Consider the following 17,946-nt stretch of genomic DNA (forward strand, 5'->3'; position numbering starts at 1 on the left):
AAGAGTTTATGAGCGATACGAATAAAGAATTACAGAAAAAAATAGCTGAAGCAAAATTGGGCGGAGGCGAAAAAAGAATAGCAAAACAACACGAGAAAAAGAAACTCACCGCCCGCGAGCGTATTGATTACCTATTGGACGAAGGCTCTTTTGAAGAAATGGGTATTCTCGTTACGCACCGTACCACCGATTTTGACATGGATAAGCAAAAATACTATGGTGATGGTGTGGTAACTGGTTATGGAACTATCGATAACCGACTTATTTACGTGTTTGCACAAGATTTTACTGTTTTTGGCGGAGCGTTATCTGAAACTCACGCTGAGAAAATCTGTAAAATTATGGATCACGCCTTACGGGTAGGAGCACCGGTTATTGGCTTAAACGATTCAGGCGGGGCTCGAATTCAAGAAGGGGTTCGTTCACTGGGTGGATATGCCGATATTTTTTACCGAAACGTGCAGTCTTCCGGAGTAATTCCGCAGATTTCTGCTATTATGGGTCCTTGTGCCGGTGGAGCCGTTTATTCCCCAGCGATGACCGATTTTACAATGATGGTGCAAGACAGTAGTTATATGTTCGTAACGGGACCTAATGTGGTAAAAACCGTAACGAATGAAAATGTAACTTCAGAAGAATTAGGAGGCGCCCACACACACGCTACAAAAAGTGGTGTTACGCACTTTACAGCCAGTAACGATATAGTTTGTTTAGAGCAGATAAAACAATTGTTAAGTTATTTACCACAAAACAATCAAACGCCGCCAAAATCACTTCCTTATGAACTGGAAGATGAAGTGCGAGAAGAATTGGAAAGCATTGTACCAGATTCTTCTAACAAACCGTACGATATGCACACGGTTATCGGTGGTATAATCGATAAAGATTCCTTTTTTGAAGTACATAAAGACTACGCCGATAATATTATCGTCGGCTTTGCTCGATTAGGGGGGCGTAGCATTGGTATTGTAGCCAATCAGCCAATGAGCCTTGCCGGAGTTCTTGATGTGGATAGCAGTAAAAAAAGAGCACGTTTTACCCGTTTTTGCGATGCTTTTAATATTCCGTTATTAGTATTGGTTGATGTACCAGGATTTTTACCAGGAACCGATCAAGAATGGAACGGTATTATTTTAAACGGAGCTAAACTATTATATGCATTAAGCGAAGCAACTGTGCCAAGAGTTACCGTAATTACAAGAAAAGCTTACGGAGGCGCTTACGATGTGATGAACAGTAAACACATTGGTGCCGATATGAATTATGCTTGGCCTACGGCCGAAATCGCCGTAATGGGAGCAAAAGGAGCTAGTGAAATTATTTTCAGAAAAGAAATTGCTGCTGCCGATGATCCTGAGTTGAAGCTTTCAGAAAAAGAAGCTGAATATGCAGAAACATTCGCTAACCCATTTAAAGCTGCACAACGTGGATTTATAGATGAGGTAATTCAACCTAAAGAAACAAGAAGAAAGCTGTTGAAGGCCTTTTCAATGCTGGAAACCAAAACGGTAGAAAGACCAAAACGCAAGCACGGTAATATTCCATTATAAAATAGTTTAGTTTGTAGTTAATTTTATTAGTAAATAGCTAGTAATAGCGACTTGTTTTGTTAAATATTTTTTAAAAACAGATAGATAGACTATTCATTATTTTTAATTCGGAATATGTTTGGTTACCATTGTGCTTTATACATTAATTATAAATTAAAAAACGAAATAATGTCAAGATTTAAAGCAACAACATTAGTATTATTTGTAACTCTATTAGGCGGTTTGTCTTTCGCACAAGCTCAAGATACAATGCAGCCACAGCAGCAATCAAAAGTAACTGATGCTGAACTAGGGAAGTTTGCTAAAGCTTTTCAGGTAGTGCAGATGGAAAACCAAAAGGCGCAACAAAAAATGGCAACTGTAATTTCTGATAATGGAATGGAAGTAGAACGTTTTTCTACTATCCAGCAAGCGACAGCTAATCCAAATCAAAATGTAGATGCAACCGATGCAGAAATGAAGAAGCACGATGCAATTATGGCTGAAATTAAAAAAATGCAGCCTGCTATTGAAGCTAAAATGGAAAAAGCAGTAGCAGATTCTGGAATTTCTATTGAACGATACCAAGCTATTGGTACCGCGTTGCAACAAGATAAAAGTTTACAGCAGCGTTTTCAAAAGATGATGATGGCTAATACTACACAAAAGCAGTAGTTTTTACATAAAATATTTAGAAGGGATATGTAACAGTATCCCTTTTTTTATGCAATAAAGCCATTGTTTGATTTGCGCAGGTATAGGAATTACTTATTTTTGCACTTCATTTCGGGATGTAGCTTAGTCCGGTTAAAGTGCACGGCTGGGGGCCGTGAGATCGGAGGTTCGAATCCTCTCATCCCGACCAGAGAGATTGTCTAAAAAAGACAATCTCTTTTTTTATCGCCATACTTGAGGTGAAGAAAAAGCAGGGAACCTACTAAAAGTCTTTTGTGCTTTGCTTTTTTCCATTGAAAGGTTTGAATACTTTCCCCCGAAATAAAAGCTAACGATATGAGCTGCTTTTTAATTGTTTATTCTAAATAGAAAGCGCAGTAAGTTATATGGCAATGAATTAAGGAGATGATTTGATAAAAAATATAAAATACTAACTTTAAAGAACTGAACTAGTACTTTTCATAGGACACGGTGTTGTATAGAGTTTTTTATTTTTTGTTTAATGATTTAATCACATCTGAAATAAATTCTTCAGGTAAATAATGTCCTGATTCGTAGAATTTCAGTGTTTTGGCTTTAATCTCGATAGTATCATAAAAATCTTGTGCCTCCTTTTCGGTATACCAACTATCTTTTGTTCCCATAAGTAAAGTAATAGGCGCCTTTTGTAATGGCGCATATATTTCACTTGAAAAGCGTTCCTCCATCTTTTTAGCGTTCACCTCATTGAGTCCTAAACTCATACTAGCCTTTATAACACTGCCCAAAGGTGCAACACAAGCAACTATGCGATTCAATCTGTCATCAACTGAGTTTAAATAAATAGCCATTGATGCACCCATACTGTAGCCAACTACATCAAAAGTATGCTGTTTCTCATTTGGAAGTGATTGCATATAGTCCATAATGATTCTGACATCTTTAACCGAAGTTGAATAAAGGTTGACTATTTTTTGTAAATTTTGTGTTGCGAAAAATGAAACTGGAGATGCAAAGTCGGCTTCATAACTTCTTTCTCCGTGATATTTAGCATCAGGTATAATAACGTTATAGCCGATAGATACTAGTGAATCTTTTAATTTCACATATTTTGTAGAAAGGCTTGATGTTGGATTAATCCAATTTTCTTTACTTCCAGTTAGGCCGTGAAGTAGAAAAACGAACTTGTTTGTTTTATTAATTCCTGGTCTTATAACATAAAACGGAACTCTTGAATCAAATCCGTCGATAACAATTTTTTCAAAAGTAGTACCATCATTTGAAGTATCACTAGCAGCTATTTTAGCATTGTATTCTGTTTTAAGATCATAATCTAAATATGGAGTTGCATCCTGTGAAAATGAAGCGGTACTAATAAAAATTAGTCCAAAAAGTATTAGTAAAGATCTGATTTTTATCATAATATGTTTTTTCTTTAAACGGTTTTGTGTATGATTAGTGGCGTGTTTTAAGCACCTAATTTAGCAAATAAAAAACGAATAGAAAATCCGCTAGGATTTTCGTAAGCAAGCTTGAACCAGCCATTAATTATACACGTTGTTGCCATTTCGTTTTTATTTTCGTCCGAGTGAAATCCGATGTAATTAATTTTGTCGAGTAAAATAATTTTCGATTTTAGTTACATTCGTTTGCGGATTATCAATTATTTCCGTCCAAATCATTTTGTTGCTTTCAAATGTTACATTTTCAATATCAACTTCTTCTGGTTCGTTCGGATTTTTTGAAACAATTCTATATTTTCCGTCCTCGACTTTACTCCAATTAAAATACTTAAAATTTACAGTTTCAACTTCACATCCATTATTGTTGTCAGGAACTAAACTTATTAATTCGATAGTGTTATCTGGAAGAAAAGTATAACTCGATTGTAAATCACACGAAGTTGGTTCATTGGTGTTTTGAGTTCCGTCATCGTAAGTATAAATTACTTTTCCAAATTGCCATTTCGCAACAATTGGGTCGGTTTGGGTTTCTTCGGGTTCATTGTCATCAGACGAACTACAGGAAAAAGACAGAAATGCGATTAAAATCAGTAGTGAAAGTTTTTTCATATTTTGAAGTCGTTTATTGTTCATTGAACGTTTTAATTAATCCATTTATTTGGTCAATTATTCTGTCAATATCGTTGTCAATATTTTCAAATTTTGCAATAAATTTTTTGGTTAGGCTTGTGTTGTCTTTTATGAATTGTTCAAAGACCTTAATTGTTTCAAGTTGAGTTTCATTTGTTTTCATCAAAACTTGAACTGTATCTTCTAATTCTTTTATTCTTTCTTCCATAATTTTAATTAAATGTTCTAAATTTTCAATTTGTGCGGTTTTTCCAAAATTAACGGGTTTGTATATGGCTCGTAGCGTATAAATTAGCGATTATTTTTCGGTTAAGCACGAGCCGAATTTTTTAATTTTCTTATTATCTTTTCTTTTCAATAAGCCAAATTAAAAAATTTGGCGGACTTGCAAATATGCCTTAACTTCGGCTAATCAACTAATTAGCTATGAGCTATATACGTTGTTATGCTTTGTTAATTTCGCCGTTTTCTTATAGTTTTAGTATATTCTTCCAAAATAGTTAAGTCAGCAAGAAATTCATCAGAATCAGGCATTTCTTCAATTAATGTTCCTGCTGTATCGTGTCCAGTAAAATACGTAGAACATTTACTCATATTGGTATCAACAAGATTGTAGTCATCATCTGTCAAATCTATAATTTTTGATAAACGTTGAGTTTGTATTGCTCTACCAAACCTTTGTATTGCTCCATTTAAGAATACTTCTTCAATAAAGCGTTCCCAAGTTTCTCGAAGTTTGCCATATAAAATTTTAGCTCGTTCTTTATATACTTCTTCAGTTTCGGTTCTTTCGATTTTTTCTAATCTTTGATATGCGTTTTTTAGTAAACCAATTCGTTTGCCAACAGGTAAAGCATCCCAAGGTGGATAGCTTGCAATCAATCCTGTTTCTTTTTTCTTTCGTGTAAGGCTCTTTATGTCTAAATCACAATTTAATTTATCAGAATGTTCTTGAATCATTAGTAAAAAAGTAATATCGTGAGTAAAAACGATTACTTGTCTCTCTAAAGCTTCTTCTGTAATTCTTTTTGATATTTTATTTCTCCATTTGTGGTCGAGAGATGAAACTGGGTCGTCAAAAATTATAGCACTGTTATGCTCTGAAATGGATAATTCAGATAAGAATGTTGCTAAAGAAATACATCTGTGTTCTCCTTCGCTTAAAATATCTTTTAATGCTATTCCGTTTGCATTTTGTTCATCAAGTCTCAAATAATGATATTGCTTTCCTCTTTGACCTTTGGTTTCGGTCTCTATTTTAATGTTCTTAAATCCTAGTTTAGTCAGTTCGGTTTTGAAATTTTGTTTAAGGTTTTGACTTATGTAATTTGTAGCTAACTCGTTACTATGTGTTGTTATGGTTCGAGTATTACATTTACTAATACATTGATTTAGTAATTTTATTTTCTTTTGTCTATAAATTTCACGACCTAATTTTGGTTTAAAATCAAAAATCTTTTTTTCTCCCTTTAATTGATTCAGTTCTTTATTAAGCGGTTTTAAATCTTCCTCAATTGATTGGACTTTTAATTTCTCATTTGTTTCCTTCAAGTTTTTAATAAGTTCTTGAATTTGTGTTTTTGGTGTTTCCTCAATTTCAATTTTATTAAAATCTTCAATAGTTTTTTTAGCATTAAAAAGAGTTGTAAAATTCTCTTTCTGTTTAAAAAGTAATTTTAAATATTGTTCTTGATTTTGAGAATAATCATCAATCAATTCATTTAATTCTATTGTTGTTGGTTCCTGCTCCTCAAAAGAGAATTCCAGACTATTCAAATTTTCAATTGCTAAATCAAACTTATTAGATGCTTCATCAAAAGTTTTTTGAATATCATTTTTTATAAATTCCTCAAAAGAAGTAAATCTATTCTTTGCATCCTCATTTAAATCTTGAAGACAAAGAGGACAACTACTATCATAATTTATTTCTGGAAAGTTCTCTGTATCCGTACTTTCATTATAGAATTTACGTGCACTTTCCCAAAGTAATTTCCACGAACTATTACCAACTCCATCAATTGGTAAATCAGAAAATGCTTTTTCAGAAGACTCTTCCAAAGCTTTACTTGTTGTTACAAAGTTATTTAACGTTTGCTTTAAACCGTCTAAAATTTGACCTGTTAAATTATCTTCGAGCGTTTGAAATTTCTTTTGCAAAATTTCAAAACGTTTTATCTTTTCTTCATTTTCTTTTAAGTTTTTTTTTGGGTCTGTTGCATTTAATTTCTCTATTTCTTTAGTTAGCTGTTCAATTCTAGAACTTTTAGTTGAATTCCAAATAGATTCAGCTCTTAACTCATCTAGATTTGTTTCTGCACTTAACTTATCAAGAAAAGTTTTAGCCGTTGAACATTCGGAAACATCTAAAAGGGAATAGTCAAACTCTCTTAAAGCTGGATTTGATAATTCTAAATTTAGTTTGTTCTCAACTTTTTTTATGTCAATTGCCAATTTTTCTACAATTGACAACCCTTGAGGAATAAACGCAATTTCATCTTCTCCTTCGATATAATGATTTGCACTAGATGTGTCGAAAACATCTACACTTTTTAAAATAGAATTATTTACTTCTTCGTTAACAAGATTTACAGTATAAAAGTTTGTGCTATCAGTTGTATATTCAATGTCCGCTTTTTTATCGTTTCCAAAACAAGTTGGGTCGTATAAATTATCGTTTATTTTTGGCTTATGTCCTCTTGTGTTACAAGCGTGTTTTAAAATACTAACATAGCTTGATTTTCCAGCACCATTATCGCCATAAACAATTGTTAGTCCTTTTGGGGCGAATTCTAATTCACAAACTTTTGAGAGTGCATTTATATTATCAATATTGGAAATTTTAGAAAGTATAACATCATCATTACTAGTCGTGTTATTTGCAAAGTCTCTTAAATCGTCAAAATCCACATTATCAAATTCAAATTTCGATAATCCAAAATCTACTTTACAGATTTCCGTTAGTTCTGTTATGTCATTTTCGGTAAGTTCATTATTCCTAATTAAGCGGTCAACTGCTACTTGCCAGAAAGTTGGTTTGTTTTCAACCCAGTCAATTATATCATTAAGTATTGGCATTTTGTATCATTTATCGGGTTGTTTTTTAATAAAGCATAACGGTTTTGTATATGATACGTTGCGTGGTTTAGCACGTAATTTAGCAAATATAAACCGAATAGAAAATCCGCGAGGATTTTCGTAAGTAAACCTTCACTAGCAATGGATTATATACGTTGTTGTAAGCAGTTATTTATTGTTCAATTTTATATTCTTTCGGTTCGTAATCCACCCATTTAAAACTTGAGTTTAAAGGTCCAAATTCCGTAACGTGTTTAATTGGCGAAATAAGTGAATTTTCTCCGTTTTTAGTAATTCTAAACATAGCAGCTATTTCTAATTCCAAAAATTGTTCAACTGCTGCTGGTGTGAGAACAATATTATGTCCAACATAATCACTTTTTACGCTCGGATATTTTAATCCAGGTAATCCTTTCCAATTTATCACGAAATCAGCGAATGCTGCCGAAATCATATAGTCCGTATTTTTTTCAATTTCTTTTTTTGCGAATTGGTTTGAAAAAAACTCTAATATCAAACGGAATTGCTCTAAATTTTCTGGATGTTCTTTCGCTAAATTCTCTTGATGATATTTAAACGACTTTTCCACATCTTTTGAGTTTTTTATTGAGTCTTGGTTAAAGACCATTTCTGCAACTTCAATGTCTTCTTTTATTCTCCATTTCCCGACTGTCATAACAAAATCTGCTTTGTCAACTTTTATCTTATCCAAATTCCTAAATATTTGACTTGTTTCGAGCAAATTAATTAATCTTGGATGCTTGATAACATCTGATTCAATCGCACCATAAAATAGTGATTGATGTTTCATATTAGCTCGACCATAAGATTTTATATTTTCATAATCGTTTCTGTATGAAATATCAGTTTCCGAGTAAAATATTTCGTCGGGTTTATTTATTCTTGCTCGCTCAATATGGTATCCTTTGTTAAGTTTAGCTGTTAGTATTGGAATCCATTTAAGTTTTCTTAACTCCACAGATAATTTATTGAAAGAAACTTTTTCCAAATCAGCCGTTTCATATTCAGCTATTAGTTTTTTAATCTCTTCAATACTTGGTAATTCTGGAAATTTCGGTTGTTCGTTCATAATTGCTTACAACGGCTCCGTATATGAAAAGTAGCGCTGAAAATAAGCGATAACTTTTCGGTTTAAACACAAGCCGAATTTTTAAATTTTACTATTTATCTTTTTTACTTGAAAATCGTCAAATTTAAAAATTTGGCGACTTTCCAAAAATACCCAAACCTTAGTGTTAGTAAAGACTTGCGCTATTTTTTATATACATTGTTGCCATCTGGCTTTATCCACGCTTTGTATTCAGATATTTTTCAATTTTATTGTGTAAATTTTCCTTAATCCACGCATTCATTTCCACTCCATCTTTATTTCCAGACGCACTCCAAGGACTTACCTCATTCAATATTACTTCTTTAGTTTTAAGGTCATAAAGTGAATGATATAAATTTCCTCGTTCCATAACCAAATAATCATTTTTTATAAAAATCTGAATGTTTTCGTCGTTCTTATCTGCCTCATCATAATTCCAGAGTATTTTCTCAATATCATTATTATTTTCAAGTTCTTCACGGCTTAATCGTTCCTCAGCTTTCCAATTATCTTTATTCCATTTTATAATGTTCCATTCCATATCGTCAAATCCAGCCATTGAAAAGTAGAGTACATAAATGTCGTTATCATATTCTACTTTTTGTTGGTATAGATAATCTCTGAAATATGACATATAAATGTCCGCTTTCAATTCTGCATATTTTTGAAATCCTTCACTATTAATTTGGTTGGTTATAGTGTCCATATACTTTTTCGCAACCGTTACGCTATCAATTAGGATTTTGTTTTCCAATAACGCTTTCAATTCCAAATCAGCAACTTCCTCAAAATAATAATCGATTGTTCTATTTTCAATATCGGTTGTTTGAGATTTACAGCTGATAGAAAATGTAGTTAGAAATATTAATATGATAATTTTGAAATTCATTCGCGATGTTTTTTTTAGCTTGATGGCAACTTTTTTATATGAGCACTTTTTATGCTCTTATCTAACCAATTTGGCATACTATGAGCAGGTTTTGTGTTTTTACTACTTATTATCAATAATTTAAAAGGGGAGACCACTAAAGTACTATAACCCTTGGTAATACACAAATCTACTCTTTGGTTTTAAGTGGTTTCCACTTTATTTCAAGAAAAATAGACGGTACATTTTAAAATTTTTGCTCTGGTTTATATAAAGTTATGGATATCGCTATTTCATGAAAATGGGTTGACTTTTCTTAAAATACCCTTAAATTATCATGAGCTGGTTTGTTAAAGATTGGTTATTTAAGAAATGCCCTTGTTTTTTATGATAACTTTTATACTAAGCAGAGCCCTTTATTAATAAGGGGAAGGGCTGGAGCTATTTTTTTAAAAAGGGTTAAAAGTATACCGTTCCGGTATAAAAAAGCATATTAGCGGCTACAGGTGTTATAGTAGTCTGTAAAACAAATAAATAGAGGGTTTTTCACTTCGGTTGGCTCTTAAAGTATCGTTAAACTCATTTTTCCAGCATTGTAATTTACCCTACACTTGCCACGGTTCTTTTAAAAAGATATTGCTCGTATTGAAGCAATACTTATAAAAGAACATAATAAACCTAACAAATACTTAAAAATGAAAACTATGAAAACAAAAGCAATTTTTATTTCAACAATGACAGCCATAATGGCTTTTTTATACGTCTCATGTTCTGAAGATGATGATACATCAGTAGATGTAGATGCAGAAAACTACAATACGGAAGTTTATATTACCGATGCCCCAATCGATAATGCCGAAGTAGATGCCGTATTTATTACCGTAGCCGATGTGCAAATTGATGGGCAAAGCCTTTCTGGTTTCGAAAAGACTACGATAGAGCTTAGTGCCTTAACCGATGGCGAAACACAACTATTGGGAGATTTAGATTTAGAGGCCAAAGAATATGATGATATTGATTTAATTTTGGCGACCGATAGTGATGTAAACGGCGATAGCCCTGCTAACTATGTGGTAGTTGATGGTAGTACAAAAGTGGCTTTAGAAGCTCCTAACGCTACAATTAATATTGATAGTGATGTAGATGTTGCAGCACAGGACACGAACCAAATAGTGCTGGATGTCGATTTACGTAAAGCTATTGTTGCCGATGAGGCGAACGGTGGGTACAACTTTTCATCTGAAAGCCAGTTGAACAGTAGTGTACGTGTAGTAAACACAATTAGTACTGGAATGATCTCTGGAACAGTAACCAATGAAACCGAAACACAAGATGGTGTGATGGTTGCTTATGTATATGAATTAGAAGATTATACTGTAGCAGAATCTGAAGAAAACACAGACGGCGTACGGTTTGCTAATTCAGTAAGCAGTAGTGTTGTTGCCGAAGGAACTCAGGACTTTACCTTACACTTTTTAGAAGCTGACACGTACGAAGTACATTTTGCCAGCTATACAGATTCTAATAACGATGGCATGTTAGCGTTTGAGGGAATGGTAGATACCGAAGTTGATGGTTCTATTGCACTAGACAACATTGAAGTAAATGCAGGTGCTGAAGTAACATTGGATATTATCCTACAATCTATCTTGTTTTTATAAACAAAACATAGACTGTAAATAGAAAGAGCCTCCCTTATCGGGAGGTTTTTTTTGTTTGGGGCGCTTTAAAGCATGATGTTGTTTATCTTCTCATTCGCAGTTTTATTACTTTTATCAATTGCAGACAATAGGTTTTTGCTCCTTTATGCTATCATAATTAAAGCCTTATTCTTGAAATTAGAAAAACTGACATAAATTTTATAGCTTAAGAATCTAAAATGACGAAATTGTAAATCCTATTAAAAATGAAAGATTATGAAATTTGTCGGTAGCCAGTTAGCTTATTATTTGAAGGATAGGGAGTTTAAAAAAAATTCCAAAGTATTACTAAAATATTTGGCACTATTAGGAATTGTCATCGTAGTATACTCTATTCTTTTCCATTTTATAATGGAGCTCGAAGGACAAGACCATTCTTGGGTTACAGGTTTTTACTGGACTCTTACCGTAATGAGCACCCTTGGTTTCGGAGATATCACATTTGCGTCAGATATTGGTCGTGCTTTCAGTATAGTGGTATTGCTTTCCGGAATTCTCATGCTATTAATCGTTTTACCGTTTGCCTTTATTAGGCACTTTTATGTACCTCTTTTAGAATCAAAAAAGAAAAACAAAGTTCCTCGTCAAGTTCCTGCCGGAACAAAAGATCACGTATTGATATGCTCATATGATGTTATAGCGAGAGACCTTATGGAGCGATTGAAACAGGAAAACACCCCCTATTACGTCATTGAGAATAATCTAGAAAAAGCACTAGAGATTCACGATGACCACGTTCCTGAACTATATGGAGAGTTAGATGATGAGGATACATTTGCTCGTGCTAATGTTAAAGATGCGAAACTGGTTTTGGTAAATAGAGATGATATTATAAATACCAAGATTATTCTCACTATACGGAATATTGCCCCCACAGTCCCTATTGTTGCCATAGCCACAGATATTGAATCGGTAGATGTACAACAACTTAGTGGAGCAGACCACGTGCTGCCCATAAGAAAATGGCTTGGAGAACAATTAGCCAACAGGGTAAATGCACAACATGCAAAATCTCAACCCATAGGGCAGTATGAAGACTTATTAATTGCAGAACTGCCTGTACATAATACGCCTCTAGTATCTAAAACCATTAAGGAGGCAGGATTAAGGCAAAAATTTGGAGTTAGTGTTGTGGGTATTTGGGAACGGGGTAGATTACAAACAATAACTGGTGATGAAAATTTAGAAAACGATAGTGTTCTAGTTATAATTGGAAATAAAGAACAGCTACAAAGCGTTGATGAGATTTTCCTAGATTACAATGTAAACCCGAATCCAGTATTATTAATTGGTGGAGGTCGAGTAGGCTCGGCTGCTGCCGAATCTTTACATAAAAATGGTATTTTAGTAAATGTAGTAGACGTAGATCCAGAGATTTGCGAAAAAGTTCGTCCTTTTTGTAATCAAGTATTCGCTGGAAAGGCTTCAGATTACGAACTACTAAAAAAGGCTGGAATTCTGGAAGCCCCTTCGGTATTGCTTACTACCCATGACGACACCATGAATATTTTTCTCGCCTCTTACTGCCGTCAATTAAACAAAAAGGTAAGAATAGTGAGCCGAATATCTGAAGCTCGAAACATTGATGTAATTCATAGAGCAGGAGCTAATTTTGTGTTGAGCTATTCTACATTAGGCTCTGAAGCAGTTTTATCTATTTCTAAAGGGCAGGAACTAACCGTTCTTGGGGAAGGTATTAACTTGTTTATTATCCCGATACCAACATCATTAGAAGGAAAGTCTCTAGCGGAATCTGGTATAGGTGCTAAAACAGGACTTTCTGTTATTGCTATAAAAGAAAACTCCGAAGTTATTACGCTATTATCGGCTAATACCTTGCTTCCTCATGGCGCTGAAATAGTCTTGCTTGGAAACATTGAAATGAAAAATAAATTCAATGAAATATATGACACAGTCGTTTAATTAGATTTTATTATTCGTAAAACCCTACTCTCTAATACTCCATATTTCGTGGATGGGGTCTCCTTTACTAGACAAACCTGAGTGGTGCCAATCACCATCAATAAGTTCATAATTAAATTGCAAGCTAAGCCCCGCTTTTGAATCGTCTCTGGAAAAGAACTCAATATTCTCAGTATATTCACCATTTTTAGTAGTGTATGTTCCTCCACCCGTTCCCATAAACTGTTTAGTTTCTGTATTGTAAGCTATCCATTGAAATCGAGTTCCTGATAAAATTTTCATTGTTTTTCTTGGTCTACTTGTGTCACGTAACTGTGTTTCACCATCTCTAATTCTACCAGACATTAACCAAGCACCATTTAATTTACCTGGTGCACCTTTATCTATTATGCTTAATTTAATGTCTTTGTTAACAAGGTCAATTTCATCATCGGTAATTACTACTTTAAAACTTTCTTCAGTTCCTACACGTTCAGTGTTTTTAGTATCAAACTCTACTTTCTTTGTCATCACATCACCATTTAACTCCCAAGTGCCGCCTTTTGTTTGAATAAAGTCGCCAGTAGTAGCATTATATGTGGTTGATGTTTGATAACCATCTGCAAAAATAACAACGGTTTTTAATTGGTCTCCATTTTCAGAGGTAGTGAGTGTTTCCCAAGCGCCGATAATACTTTGTGCTTCAACTCCAAAGGATAGGAAAGTACAAATAAGTAGAATAATTATATTTTTCATGACTCTATATTTTTATTAATGGTTGCCTTTTTGAGGGGTAACGTGTTCCTATACGATTAGTTATATAACCTTGCTAAAAATCGATAGATTACTAATATAATATAATGCCTTAAGAAATACAAATGTACCTTAGTTTACGGTGCTTTTGGCCAATATTTACGGTCATACAAAATTATAATGGTTTAAATCAGCTCGCTTTTTAACGGTAATTAATTATTATCGTTTAAACATATTTTTCTTGTTTCTTAAACTCTGAAGGTTTTATATTTTCCAATTTCTTAAAGCTACTGCAAAAATATTCGTAAGAATTAAAGCCACTTTTAAAAGCGATTTCTTGTAAATTTAACCGTCCCTTTTGTATCATTATTTTTGCTTGCCTAATTCTTTCCTGTAGAATATATTCAATAGGAGTAGCGCCTGTTGACTCCTTAAAAAGCTTAAAAAAAGTTGTTTGTCCCATTCCTGCCATATTGGTCAAGGATTCAATAGTCAATTTTTGCCCTATATTATGTCTAATGTAAGATGTTACTTTACGGATATTGGCATCAGGAATACTTTTTTCAAAACTATTTTTAAGCAACTCTATACCTTGTGTATTAAACAGTCTGTATAGAATTTCTTTAATGATGAGATCTTCTACCAAGGGCTTGCAATCAGAATGGTCTTGAGATTGAATATCGTATAACCTCATAAAAGCTTGAATCAACAATTGATCGTTAGAAATAAAATAGTCCGTCGTTTCAGCACTAGAAGGTGACTTATGGAGTATTGTTTCGTTTGCTTCAGAATATAAAATTTCTTCATACGCCTTTTTTAAGAAGGAAGGGTTTAACTCTAACACCAAACATTTTGTTGGATTGTATATAGAAGCATTAGGAATAGAAACGTGATTAATTACTTCTTTCTCTGGAATAAAAAGCATTCCAGGAAAAAACTCAAGCTTTAAATTGTCACTAACAATCGTTTTGTGGCCCGATAGCATTACAGTCAATACATATTGATTGAAATGAAATTGAATATCCTTACAGGAACAATTTGTCTCATAAATAGAAAGCTTTCCATTTTTTAGAGGGTAATCAGTTCCTCTCTCTATGAACTTACCTTGCATAATATTAAATATTTTTCACTTTAATTAAGTATAATTCAAAAATAAGGGTTAAAAATGATATTTTACAATAAAACGAAGAAAATTTAAGCATAAATGAATTATAATGTAAAAATATTATTAGATCCTTCAATAAATTGCGGTAGAATAAATAATATAAAACTTGACTCATGAAGAATTACTCATTTACCATAAACGGCGAAGCAATTTCAACCGAAAACGTTTTTGATGTGAAGAATCCCGCTACAGGTACATTACTAGGATACGCATCTAACGCTACTAAAGATCATGTTGAAGCTGCAATTGATGCAGCAAAAGTTGCGCAACCAGCCTGGGCTGCTAAAAGTGATACAGAACGTAAAAATGTATTAATGCAAGTAGCACAAGTGTTAACAGACAATACCGATTATTTGGCAAAATGGATTACTCAAGAGCAAGGAAAGCCACTTGCAGGTCCTGGCTCTATGTTTGAGATGGAAGCTTGTGTAGGTTGGACACAAGTACCCGCATCGCTCGATTTACCGGTAGAAGTAGTTTTTGAGGATGATTCTCGGCGTGACGAAATGCATCGTAAACCCGTGGGAGTTGTTGGCGCCATAACCCCTTGGAACTGGCCATTAATGATTGCAATATGGCAGATTATTCCCGCACTAAGAGCAGGAAACACGGTAGTATTGAAGCCTTCAGAATACACTACAATTGGAACTCTGGAAATGATACGTTTGATGAATACTGTACTACCGGCAGGCGTTTTAAATACTATCTCTGGTGGTGGTGAAGTGGGGGCTATGTTGGTAGAACACAAAGATGTAGATAAAATAATGTTTACGGGGAGTGCTTCTACCGCACGTAAAATAATTGAAGCTTCTAGTGGTAATATGGCTCGTCTTACACTGGAATGTGGTGGAAACGATGCGGCGATAATTCTTCCAGGTACAGATATACAATCAAAAGTTGGTGACCTATTTTGGGGGGCCTTTATTAATATGGGGCAAACCTGTGCTTGTGCTAAGCGATTATATGTTCACGAAGATGATTATGATAATGTAGTTGAAGCGTTGGATGCTGTAGCTGCTCAAATGCCAATGGGTAATGGAATGGATGAGGGTATTCTACTAGGGCCTATTCAAAATAAGATGCAATACGATAAAGTAAATGATTTGGTGGAAGATGCTAAAGCCAATGGCGCAAGTGTTATTAGAGGTGGCAAGTCCATGGGTGGTCCGGGTTATTTCTACCCAATCACTCTCTTAGGAAATGTAGATAACGGAATTAGAATTGTAGACGAAGAGCAATTTGGTCCCGTATTACCAATTATTAAATATAAAACCGTAGACGAAGCCATTCAGAAAGCTAACGATACTAAAACAGGTTTGGGAGGTTCAGTTTGGGGAGACGATCTATCTCTTGCGGCAAAAATAGCTTCTCGAATTGAAGCCGGTACAGTATGGATTAATCAACACGGTGCTATTCATCCTATGGTTCCTTTTGGAGGCGTGAAGGACTCTGGTTACGGTGTGGAGTTTGGAGTTGAAGGCTTAAAAGCTGTTACGCAACCTCAAATTATTAGCATAAAAAAAACCACTTTGGCGGAAGCATAGAATTTTAAAACAATTTTTTCACTCTAAAAAACTTACATATGAATTTTGACTATATAATTATCGGAGCGGGGTCTGCAGGTTGTGTAATAGCAAATAGGTTATCTGCTAATCCCAATACTAACGTTTTATTGCTAGAAGCAGGTAGCCCAGATAATGATCCAAACATTCACGCACCAGCCAATTGGCCAGCTGTTTGGAATACAGAAAGAGATTGGGCATATATGACTGCCCCTCAAAAAAATGCAGGGAATACACCTAGATATTGGCCTAGGGGTAAAACTTTAGGAGGTAGTAGTAGTCTTAATGCGATGATTTATGTTCGTGGGCATCATTCAGATTATGATAATTGGGCATATCAAGGTTGCCAAGGGTGGGATTATGAAAGCGTTTTACCGTATTTTAAAAAATCAGAAAATTTTGAAAAAGGTGCAGATGAAGTTCACGGCGGTGATGGCCCTTTGTATGTTACTTCTATTAAAAATCCTAATCCAATTTCTAATGTAGCCATCGCTGCTTGTGAAGAAATGGGTATTCCAAAAACAAATGATTTTAGTAAAGATATTTGGGGAGCAGGAATGATAGACCTCACCGTAACTCCTGAAGGGGAGCGATGTTCTACAGCAAAGGCGTTTTTAGTTCCAATTTTAGATAGGCCAAATTTGACAATCGTTACGAATGCAAACGCCCAAAGATTAACTTTTGAAGAAAAGAGGTGTACCGGTGTTGTATATAAAAAAGATAATGAAATAATTACTGCAAAGGCTTCTTCTGAAGTTATTGTTTCTGCAGGCGCTATTGGTTCTCCTCAGTTGTTAATGCTTTCTGGTCTTGGAAATACAAAAGACTTAGCTGAGCATGGAATTGAAAGTATTGCTAATATTCCAGGTGTTGGGCAAAACTTACACGATCATCTTCTAGTAAGTGTCATTTTTGAAGCAAAACAACCTATTCCTGCCGCACAAGCCAATCATTTGGAAGCACAATTATTCTGGAAAAGTAGACCAGATATGTTTGTTCCAGACTTACAACCATTGTTCATGGGACTACCTTATTATAGTCCGGGGTATGAAGGGCCTGAAAATGCCTTTACATTTTGTGCAGGTTTAATTAGACCAGTTAGTAGAGGAGAAGTGAAGCTAAACTCGGCTAATCCTGATGATACTCCTTATTTAGATCCAAATTATTTGGGGGAGCAAGCCGATTATGATGCATTATATGAAGCCGTTAAATTATGTCAAAAGATGGGGTATACTAATGCAATGAAAGATTGGATGAAAAAAGAAGTGTATCCAGGTAAAAATGCTTCGGAAAAAGAAATAGAAGACTACATTAGAAAATCATGCGCAACATATCATCATATGGTAGGAACTTGTAAAATGGGGATTGATAGTATGGCGGTAGTAGATCCTGAACTGAAGGTCCATGGGATTGAAGGGCTTAGAGTAGCAGATGCTTCTATAATGCCGAGTATTACTTCAGGAAATACTAATGCACCATCGATTATGATAGGAGAAAAAGCAGCAGATATGATTTTAAATAATTAACTTAGAAA

At 34.3% G+C, this 17,946-nt stretch carries 14 protein-coding genes and 1 tRNA gene; 7 read left to right on the plus strand and 8 right to left on the minus strand.

Features of this window, described 5'->3' with window-relative positions; translation table 11 throughout:
• The first annotated feature begins 8 nt into the window (after positions 1–8).
• From DZ858_RS11110 to DZ858_RS11120, 3 genes are all read left to right on the plus strand, one after another.
• Positions 9–1,550 (plus strand): acyl-CoA carboxylase subunit beta, encoded by a 1,542-nt coding sequence (locus DZ858_RS11110; protein ID WP_117159738.1) that lies wholly within the window; start codon positions 9–11, stop codon positions 1,548–1,550.
• A gap of 168 nt (positions 1,551–1,718) precedes the next feature.
• Complete coding sequence (locus DZ858_RS11115) at positions 1,719–2,204, plus strand: DUF4168 domain-containing protein (RefSeq protein WP_117160424.1); 486 nt, start codon at positions 1,719–1,721, stop codon at positions 2,202–2,204.
• A 112-nt stretch (positions 2,205–2,316) separates the two neighbouring features.
• Positions 2,317–2,394, plus strand: a tRNA-Pro gene (locus DZ858_RS11120).
• Positions 2,395–2,692: 298 nt separating this feature from the next.
• On the opposite strand, the gene DZ858_RS11125 is transcribed toward DZ858_RS11120, so the two are convergent.
• The 6 genes from DZ858_RS11125 to DZ858_RS11150 form a co-directional block, all read right to left on the minus strand.
• A complete protein-coding gene (locus DZ858_RS11125) occupies positions 2,693–3,604 on the minus strand; it encodes an alpha/beta fold hydrolase (RefSeq protein ID WP_117159739.1) in 912 nt (303 codons plus the stop codon).
• Positions 3,605–3,787: 183 nt separating this feature from the next.
• Positions 3,788–4,255 (minus strand): hypothetical protein, encoded by a 468-nt coding sequence (locus DZ858_RS11130; protein WP_147309594.1) that lies wholly within the window; start codon positions 4,253–4,255, stop codon positions 3,788–3,790.
• Positions 4,256–4,268: 13 nt separating this feature from the next.
• The gene (locus tag DZ858_RS11135; RefSeq protein WP_117159741.1) at positions 4,269–4,484 is read right to left on the minus strand and encodes a hypothetical protein; all 216 of its coding nucleotides are present in this window, start codon (positions 4,482–4,484) and stop codon (positions 4,269–4,271) included.
• Between the two features lie 245 nt (positions 4,485–4,729).
• Entirely contained in the window at positions 4,730–7,351 is a 2,622-nt protein-coding gene (locus tag DZ858_RS11140) for an AAA family ATPase (protein WP_117159742.1), read from the minus strand.
• Between the two features lie 172 nt (positions 7,352–7,523).
• The gene (locus tag DZ858_RS11145) at positions 7,524–8,441 is read right to left on the minus strand and encodes an RES family NAD+ phosphorylase (protein ID WP_117159743.1); all 918 of its coding nucleotides are present in this window, start codon (positions 8,439–8,441) and stop codon (positions 7,524–7,526) included.
• Between the two features lie 214 nt (positions 8,442–8,655).
• Positions 8,656–9,351, minus strand: a complete 696-nt coding sequence (locus DZ858_RS11150; protein ID WP_117159744.1) for a hypothetical protein — start codon at positions 9,349–9,351, stop codon at positions 8,656–8,658.
• 683 nt (positions 9,352–10,034) lie between these two features.
• On the opposite strand from DZ858_RS11150, the gene DZ858_RS11155 reads away from it, so the two are divergent.
• Together DZ858_RS11155 and DZ858_RS11160 are read left to right on the plus strand one after the other, a co-directional pair.
• Positions 10,035–10,991 carry a DUF4382 domain-containing protein gene (locus tag DZ858_RS11155; RefSeq protein WP_158548366.1) on the plus strand — a complete coding sequence of 319 codons (957 nt, stop codon included), beginning with the start codon at positions 10,035–10,037 and terminating at the stop codon, positions 10,989–10,991.
• 255 nt (positions 10,992–11,246) lie between these two features.
• Positions 11,247–12,953 (plus strand): potassium channel family protein, encoded by a 1,707-nt coding sequence (locus tag DZ858_RS11160; RefSeq protein WP_117159746.1) that lies wholly within the window; start codon positions 11,247–11,249, stop codon positions 12,951–12,953.
• Between the two features lie 24 nt (positions 12,954–12,977).
• On the opposite strand, the gene DZ858_RS11165 is transcribed toward DZ858_RS11160, so the two are convergent.
• Together DZ858_RS11165 and DZ858_RS11170 are read right to left on the minus strand one after the other, a co-directional pair.
• The gene (locus DZ858_RS11165) at positions 12,978–13,688 is read right to left on the minus strand and encodes a membrane or secreted protein (protein ID WP_117159747.1); all 711 of its coding nucleotides are present in this window, start codon (positions 13,686–13,688) and stop codon (positions 12,978–12,980) included.
• A 223-nt stretch (positions 13,689–13,911) separates the two neighbouring features.
• The gene (locus tag DZ858_RS11170) at positions 13,912–14,796 is read right to left on the minus strand and encodes a helix-turn-helix domain-containing protein (protein ID WP_117159748.1); all 885 of its coding nucleotides are present in this window, start codon (positions 14,794–14,796) and stop codon (positions 13,912–13,914) included.
• Positions 14,797–14,963: 167 nt separating this feature from the next.
• On the opposite strand from DZ858_RS11170, the gene DZ858_RS11175 reads away from it, so the two are divergent.
• A complete protein-coding gene (locus tag DZ858_RS11175; protein WP_117159749.1) occupies positions 14,964–16,394 on the plus strand; it encodes an aldehyde dehydrogenase family protein in 1,431 nt (476 codons plus the stop codon).
• Positions 16,395–16,432: 38 nt separating this feature from the next.
• Entirely contained in the window at positions 16,433–17,938 is a 1,506-nt protein-coding gene (locus DZ858_RS11180) for a GMC family oxidoreductase (RefSeq protein ID WP_117159750.1), read from the plus strand.
• The last annotated feature ends 8 nt before the right edge of the window (positions 17,939–17,946 follow it).

This window comes from Marixanthomonas ophiurae (assembly GCF_003413745.1).
Classification (GTDB): Bacteria; Bacteroidota; Bacteroidia; order Flavobacteriales; family Flavobacteriaceae; genus Marixanthomonas; species Marixanthomonas ophiurae.

Bases quoted from the DNA above. Each gene is read 5' to 3' on its own strand.
- DZ858_RS11110 (WP_117159738.1), top strand. From the start codon at position 9: ATGAGCGATACGAATAAAGAATTACAGAAAAAAATAGCTGAAGCAAAA.
- DZ858_RS11115 (WP_117160424.1), top strand. From the start codon at position 1,719: ATGTCAAGATTTAAAGCAACAACATTAGTATTATTTGTAACTCTATTA.
- DZ858_RS11125 (WP_117159739.1), bottom strand. From the start codon at position 3,604: ATGATAAAAATCAGATCTTTACTAATACTTTTTGGACTAATTTTTATT.
- DZ858_RS11130 (WP_147309594.1), bottom strand. From the start codon at position 4,255: ATGAAAAAACTTTCACTACTGATTTTAATCGCATTTCTGTCTTTTTCC.
- DZ858_RS11135 (WP_117159741.1), bottom strand. From the start codon at position 4,484: ATGGAAGAAAGAATAAAAGAATTAGAAGATACAGTTCAAGTTTTGATG.
- DZ858_RS11140 (WP_117159742.1), bottom strand. From the start codon at position 7,351: ATGCCAATACTTAATGATATAATTGACTGGGTTGAAAACAAACCAACT.
- DZ858_RS11145 (WP_117159743.1), bottom strand. From the start codon at position 8,441: ATGAACGAACAACCGAAATTTCCAGAATTACCAAGTATTGAAGAGATT.
- DZ858_RS11150 (WP_117159744.1), bottom strand. From the start codon at position 9,351: ATGAATTTCAAAATTATCATATTAATATTTCTAACTACATTTTCTATC.
- DZ858_RS11155 (WP_158548366.1), top strand. From the start codon at position 10,035: ATGAAAACAAAAGCAATTTTTATTTCAACAATGACAGCCATAATGGCT.
- DZ858_RS11160 (WP_117159746.1), top strand. From the start codon at position 11,247: ATGAAATTTGTCGGTAGCCAGTTAGCTTATTATTTGAAGGATAGGGAG.
- DZ858_RS11165 (WP_117159747.1), bottom strand. From the start codon at position 13,688: ATGAAAAATATAATTATTCTACTTATTTGTACTTTCCTATCCTTTGGA.
- DZ858_RS11170 (WP_117159748.1), bottom strand. From the start codon at position 14,796: ATGCAAGGTAAGTTCATAGAGAGAGGAACTGATTACCCTCTAAAAAAT.
- DZ858_RS11175 (WP_117159749.1), top strand. From the start codon at position 14,964: ATGAAGAATTACTCATTTACCATAAACGGCGAAGCAATTTCAACCGAA.
- DZ858_RS11180 (WP_117159750.1), top strand. From the start codon at position 16,433: ATGAATTTTGACTATATAATTATCGGAGCGGGGTCTGCAGGTTGTGTA.